We start from the raw sequence: 6,493 nt of genomic DNA on the forward strand, positions 1-6,493 counted from the left end.
AATAAATTTGAGCAAATTTTTTTTGAGAAATAAAAAAATACCTCTACCTTTGCAGTCTCAAATACGAGACGGAGGTTGTAGCTCACAAAACGTTTGCCGCAAAATGTTTGCCAATCAGTTAGAGCATCGGTTTGTGGTTAAAAATCAAAGTTTCACATTATGGAGGTTGTAGCTCAGTCGGTTAGAGCATCGGTTTGTGGTACCGAGGGTCGTGGGTTCGAGCCCCATCTACCTCCCCAAGAAAAGGTTTACTTGAAAAAGTAAGCCTTTTTTGTTTTTTAAGCGTTTTGTGGTACCGATGGTCGTGGACGGTGCGACGTTTCGCTTCGAGCCCCATGACTGCGTGTTCCGAACAGCGTGTCCTGCTACCTCCCCAAAAAAAGGTTTACTTGAAAAAGTAAGCCTTTTTTGTTTTTTAGGGTTACTAAAACAAAACTTATCAAATTTTCGCTTTTTTTTGTTTTATATTTTTTGCTAAATTGTCAGTCCATAACAATCTATGCAATGTACAAAATACTAACCTTTTTATTTTTTTCTACATCTATTTTTGCCCAATCTCTTAAAGAAAAACTCGTTGGTGAGTGGGTGAAAGATGAATTGACTCTAATTGATGGAAGTCCTATCTTAAAAGAAGAAGTCCGAAATATGAAGCTTAGGTATAGTTTTATGCCTAATGACTCATTTCAAGTGACAGTAAATGGAAAAACTGGTACTGGGATTTATGCTCTCAGAGGCGATACTCTCACGATTGCAGATAATTCAAACTTTAAAATAGTGGTTTTGAATGATATCAAACTTTCCTTTTATCCGATAGGCATAGAGAAGGGTATAAAGTTTTCGTTTATACCAGCACGATTCCACAATTTAGGTTTTACTCCACAAACGTATCGAACGAAAGGACAGGATACGATTTATATTTCGAAGCAAGATTATCTTGAGCCACTATTTATTGATGCCGATAGAGCTGCTGCCGAATTTATCTCCGATAATTTTTTCTTTCCCGAATATAAAGCGGGTGATTTCTACGCAAGGTTTATAATCACAAAAAGGGGAGAAGTAAAAGGTATAGAAATTCTTGAAAGCACACACGAAAACTACAATAAGAATCTGATAAGAGCCATTAAAACAACCGAAGGAAAGTGGAAACCCGCTATCTGGGAAGGAAAACCAGTGAACGCCGAAATAAAAATGGGTTTTGATATGGGTTGGACAGAGAAAATGGGGCGAAAAAGCGGAGTGACTGCAACAAAAAAAGATACAATTGATGCCAACGAATCGAATTATTACCTGATGCAAGGTAATATCCATGTTGAAGCCAAACGCTATCAGTCGGCTATCAAAGAGCTCACAAAGAGTATCGCCTTAGACCCGCTTAATATTGATGCCTATTACGCTCGTGCGGCTACCTATGCCATTACGAAAGATATACAGAAAATGTGTGTTGATTTACTGCAACTCAAAAATATGCAACAAGCTAAAGGAACAGAGCTTTGGAATAAGTTTTGTCAGGATAAAAATAAAACCCCTTCGCCGAAATGACGAAAGGGTTTTGAAAAGTGTTTTTGTAATCTTACGAAATCCAGCTAAATTGGTATTCGATGTTTGGTATTTTCGTGCGTTCGGCTACTCTTCTTAATCTGCTTGGCAGAGCCATTAGGTAATCACGAGCTTTTTCGCCAGCATCATTCAAATTCTGAATACCCTCAATTTTCCAGTCTTTCAACAACGATTCCATGATTTCGATGTAATCGTAAGTTGTATAAACCCCCAAACGTTGAGCTGCATCCGAAAAATGAGAGAACGTTTGTCCCATATTGATTCCAGTCTCACGCAAGAAGTGTGCAGGCATCACAATTTTCTTCTTCATCATATCTTCAAAAGCCAACATCATTTCTGATGGGTCAACTTCAAAAATATGGCTGATAAATGTTTTGTAAGCTTTCGCATGACGCATTTCGTCGGCCGCAATTACACCACAAATTTTTGCTAAAGGTGTGTTTCCGTACTCTTTTGCCAATTTTGCAGTATTTCGGTGCGAAATATTAGTTGCTAATTCTTGGAAAGAAGTATAAACAAAGTTTCGGTATGGGTCACGACCTGTACCAATATCAAAGCCATCGGCAATCAGATATTGGGTTGATGTTTCCATAGCACGCATATTCACACGACCCGATAAATACAAAAATTTATTCAATAAATCTCCGTGGCGGTTTTCTTCGGCAGTCCAAGCACGTACCCATTTAGCCCAGCCATTTGGTTCATCTACTTGGTCAACTCCCACTACATCAATCAACCATGATTCGTAAGTTGGAAGTGCCTCTTCGGTAATTGTATCACCAATCAAAACCGCAATATAATCGTAGGGCAAGTCTTTGGCTGTTTCACGCAATTCTTTTACTTGAATCAAAAAGTCTTCGCTTCTTGAATCAGGCAAAAAATCAGTTGGCTGCCAGTTAGTGTCGATAGGCTTCAGAAATTCATCAACAAAATAATCAATCTTTTGTCCGACAAACTTCATTACCTCTAATCGCAAATTGGATAATTCCATATTAGTATCTGAAATGTAAAGTTTAGTTTCAACAACGGTGCAAGGTACTTCTAATTTTAGAAAAAAACGCAGATTATTACACTTTTTCTGTAAACTATGTGCTTTTTACGTATTTTTGTGGCATGAAAAAGATTATTGATTACATTCTGAGTTCGGTTTATTTGGTCTATTTTGGCCTATTATTAGTGGTATTTCATGCACTTCAAGTGATAGCTTTTAATGTTTTTGGCCGAAATGCCCAGCAGAAAGTTGTTTTTGTGTTAAATTTATTGATTACTCTTGGCTGGTATCTGACGGGTACAAGCATGAAGTTTACACAAAAATTCTCGCTACCAACCGACCGACCAATCGTTTTCATTGCTAATCACCAAAGCACATTTGATATTCCTGCCATTTATTGGTATCTACGTAAATACCAACCAATTTTTGTTTCTAAAATCGAATTGGCGAAAGGAATTCCGAGTATCTCATATAATCTTCATAAAAGTAATGCTGCTCTTATAGACCGTAAAGATGGCAAACAAGCCGTGAGCGAAATCTTACGATTAAGTAAATATATTGGCGAAAATAATTATTCGGCCGTAATCTTTCCCGAAGGTACACGTTCTCGCTCGGGTGTAATGAAACCTTTTGCCGCAGGTGGAATCAACGCCTTATTGAAAAAAGCTCCAAATGCTTTGGTTGTGCCGATTGCTATCAAAGGAAACAATAAATTTGACCCAAACAGCGGACTTTTCCCGTTGGTGTCTTTCTCAAAACTTTCTTGGACAGTCCTTGAGCCAATTGAGCCAAAAGGTAAAACAGGTGAAGAAATTGCCAATTTATCACAAGAAGCTATTCGTGTGGCTTTGGAGGCGTAATTTATATACTTCCCCGAATAAATTCTGGGGCTAATCGAACAACGAATTTTTAATTATTGTGAGTAAAACGATTTAAATCGTTTGATGAAATTCATTCCTTTGCTCCCATAGTTGACGATTTTAATCGTTTTGCATAATAATATGATTTGCAAAAAATAAAGAAGCCCAGCTTGATTTTTCAAACTGGGCTTTTCATTTATGTGATGAACAAGCTATTCACTAATTTTATCATTGAAACATTTAATCATTGAATTTAAACGCCGGCGGTTTCGGCTTCTGGAGCGATTTTCTTCACTAAACCTTGCAAAACCTTTCCTGGGCCACATTCTACAAACTTTGTTGCACCATCAGCTACCATGTTTTGTACTGATTGTGTCCAGCGAACTGGGCCCGTTAGTTGTGCTATCAAATTTGCTTTGATAGTTGTCACATCAGATGATGGTTGTGCATTTACATTTTGATAAATCGGGCAGCTTGGCGTCGAGAAAGTAGTGCTTTCAATCGCTGCGGCCAATTCTTCACGAGCTGGCTCCATCAATGGCGAGTGGAATGCTCCACCAACTGGCAAAATCAAGGCTCTTTTTGCACCTGCGGCTTTTAATTGTTCGCAAGCTTCGGTTACGGCCTCAACCGTTCCCGAAATTACAAGTTGGCCTGGGCAGTTGTAATTAGCCGCCACAACAACACCGTCGATTCCTGCACAGATATCTTCCACAACATTATCGGCTAAGTTTAAAATTGCCGCCATTGTCGATGGATTTATCTCACACGCACGTTGCATGGCATTTGCACGTTGCGAAACCAATTTCAGACCATCTTCAAAGGATAATGCTCCAGCAGCCACTAAAGCCGAAAACTCGCCCAAAGAGTGGCCAGCAACCATATCTGGTTTAAAATCTTCGATGGTTGAAGCCAAAATTACTGAATGTAAGAATATTGCGGGCTGAGTTACGTTGGTTTGTTTGAGTTCTTCGTCGGTTCCTTCAAACATTACTTTTGTAATATCAAAGCCTAAGATTTCGTTGGCTTTTTCAAACATTTGGCGGGCAGATTCCGAACTTTCGTAAAGATTTTTACCCATTCCACTAAACTGAGCACCCTGCCCAGGAAAAACATAAGCTGTCATATTTTCAATTATCAGTTATCAATTATCAGTATGTTTCTACTGATTAAAAATTTACTATAAATGATTCTGAGTTTTTATTCACTCATTCTATCATTCAAAACTCAACATTTATTTTGTTTGCATACTTTTTTTGATGTCAATTCTTTCGGGAACCATCATGGCCATTGAATAGCGTTGTTTGATGAAAGAATAATAGCGTTCGGCGTCTAATCTTGATGTAAAATCGCCCGCTTTGAGTTTGTAGGTTGGTTGGCTGAATGTAAGATAGGTATTGAGTTCGGGAAAATTTTGGTAAATAAACACTTTCGCTTCATCTACTTCTCGGCGGTCATTACCTACATAAACTTGGATTCGATAACCAGATGAATATCGAACATTTTTGTTTCGGACAGCAATAGAATCAAGGGCAATATCGACTTGGGAATTTACTTGCTGTGGTAGTTGAACAATACCGCTTCCAGATTTTTCTTTCACAGGCACTCGTTCGCTTGGTGCTGGTGCTACTGGTTTGGGGTCGTATTTCACACGAACATCAGAAAGGTCCTCTTCATAATTCCCAATTCCAAGATTAGTATTTTTACTAGGAGTTGTCGAACGACTACAAGCACCAACAACTATTGATAGACAAACACAAAGTACTACTTTCGAAAAAATCTTCATTTTATATTCTTTAGATTTTGGGCAGAACTCACTTTTATCTTAAAAAGACGTTCAAAATTATAAAAATATTCTCTCTTAATGATAAAAAACCAAAAAAGAGTTGATAATAAGGCTTTCGGCTGTGAGATTCTAATGCCTTGATTCGTGAAAAACTGTTTTTTGGTAAAGTACGAAAGCTCCCTTCTTTTATATTATCGAACCAATATTTTTTTATTTTCATAAGATTTTTGTTGCTTTATGCTCTTTATGGCAAAGCATATTTAACTAATGAACTTCAATTTTAGATTAGCAACAATCAGCGATACCGCAACTATTTGTAGATTGGCCGAAAAAACTTTCCGAGATACCTATACGGAGTTTAATACACCCGAAAATATGGAAGCCCACGTAGCGAAAAACTTTTCTTCAGAAGCCATTTTAGCTGATTTACAAAATCCTCAAAATCAATACTTTATCATTGAGTCGGAGCAACAAATTGTGGCATTTGCTAAACTCGTAAAAGACCACCCAACCAAGGGTTTAGCAGATAAAAAAGTTGTAGAAATAGAGCGTTTCTATGTCGATAAAAGCTTACACGGGCAGCAACTCGGGCGTAAACTAATGGATTTCTGCACGAACTGGGCAAAAGAAAACAATTTTGAGTCTATTTGGCTTGGAGTGTGGGAAAACAACCACAATGCCATGCAGTTTTATAAAAAGATGGGGTTTGAGTTTTTAGACAAACACGTTTTTGTGTTAGGTACCGAAGTTCAGACCGATTTTACGATGAAAAGAGATTTATAATGAATTTAAGCATAGAAAAAATAAGTATTTCGGAAGTTGAAAAATTCTCAGAAGTTGCCACTCGGGCATATTTCGACCATTACCGCCACCTTTGGTACGACGAAGGCGAATGGTATGCCCATAAATGTTTTAATATCAATCAATTAACCGAAGAGTTGACTGATGCTAAAAACGAGTTTTTCTTTGCGATTCTTGACGAAAAGTACGTCGGATTCTTGAAAATTCGCCCCGAAAATCAACTGGCTGGGCAAGATGGAGATGGCTTTGAGGTAGAAAGAATTTATCTAACAAGCGAAGCTACAGGTAGGGGAGTAGGCCGAAAATTAATGGAGTTTGCCATCGAAATGGCTCAGCAGCAAAACAAAAATTATGTTTGGCTCAAAGCCATGGACAGCAGCCAAAATGCCATTAGGTTTTACGAGAGCCTCGGTTTTGAAATATGCGGAACTTCACGCCTTGATTTCGAGCAAATGAAAACCGAATATTTGGGAATGGTAGCAATGAGGAGGAATTTAC

7 protein-coding genes and 1 tRNA gene are annotated in these 6,493 nt (G+C 38.1%); 5 read left to right on the forward strand and 3 right to left on the reverse strand.

Going from position 1 to position 6,493, the window contains the following annotated elements; translation table 11 throughout:
- Positions 1 to 162 precede the first annotated feature (162 nt).
- Together ACOVO2_RS19285 and ACOVO2_RS19290 are read left to right on the forward strand one after the other, a co-directional pair.
- Positions 163 to 239: transfer RNA gene (locus tag ACOVO2_RS19285), tRNA-His, on the forward strand.
- A 265-nt stretch (positions 240 to 504) separates the two neighbouring features.
- Positions 505 to 1,539 carry a tetratricopeptide repeat protein gene (locus ACOVO2_RS19290; RefSeq protein WP_421771544.1) on the forward strand — a complete coding sequence of 345 codons (1,035 nt, stop codon included), beginning with the start codon at positions 505 to 507 and terminating at the stop codon, positions 1,537 to 1,539.
- Positions 1,540 to 1,570: 31 nt separating this feature from the next.
- Here the strand turns inward: ACOVO2_RS19290 and ACOVO2_RS19295 are convergent, their stop codons facing one another.
- Complete coding sequence (locus ACOVO2_RS19295) at positions 1,571 to 2,548, reverse strand: acyl-ACP desaturase (RefSeq protein ID WP_421771545.1); 978 nt, start codon at positions 2,546 to 2,548, stop codon at positions 1,571 to 1,573.
- A 122-nt stretch (positions 2,549 to 2,670) separates the two neighbouring features.
- Between ACOVO2_RS19295 and ACOVO2_RS19300 the strand changes: the two genes are divergently transcribed.
- Entirely contained in the window at positions 2,671 to 3,408 is a 738-nt protein-coding gene (locus tag ACOVO2_RS19300) for a lysophospholipid acyltransferase family protein (RefSeq protein ID WP_421771546.1), read from the forward strand.
- A 253-nt stretch (positions 3,409 to 3,661) separates the two neighbouring features.
- Here the strand turns inward: ACOVO2_RS19300 and fabD are convergent, their stop codons facing one another.
- Both fabD and ACOVO2_RS19310 read right to left on the reverse strand, forming a co-directional pair.
- Positions 3,662 to 4,534, reverse strand: a complete 873-nt coding sequence (gene fabD, locus ACOVO2_RS19305) for an ACP S-malonyltransferase (RefSeq protein ID WP_421771547.1) — start codon at positions 4,532 to 4,534, stop codon at positions 3,662 to 3,664.
- Positions 4,535 to 4,642: 108 nt separating this feature from the next.
- Positions 4,643 to 5,194 carry an SPOR domain-containing protein gene (locus ACOVO2_RS19310; protein WP_421771548.1) on the reverse strand — a complete coding sequence of 184 codons (552 nt, stop codon included), beginning with the start codon at positions 5,192 to 5,194 and terminating at the stop codon, positions 4,643 to 4,645.
- Between the two features lie 267 nt (positions 5,195 to 5,461).
- Here ACOVO2_RS19310 and ACOVO2_RS19315 point away from each other — a divergent pair, with 267 nt between their 5' ends.
- Both ACOVO2_RS19315 and ACOVO2_RS19320 read left to right on the forward strand, forming a co-directional pair.
- Entirely contained in the window at positions 5,462 to 5,977 is a 516-nt protein-coding gene (locus ACOVO2_RS19315; protein WP_421771549.1) for a GNAT family N-acetyltransferase, read from the forward strand.
- The coding region (locus tag ACOVO2_RS19320; protein WP_421771550.1) for a GNAT family N-acetyltransferase at positions 5,977 to 6,493 on the forward strand (517 nt) is incomplete at its 3' end. The genes ACOVO2_RS19315 and ACOVO2_RS19320, both read left to right, overlap by 1 nt.

The sequence above is a fragment of the Emticicia sp. genome (genome assembly GCF_049241225.1).
In the GTDB taxonomy this organism is placed as follows: Bacteria; Bacteroidota; Bacteroidia; order Cytophagales; family Spirosomataceae; genus Emticicia.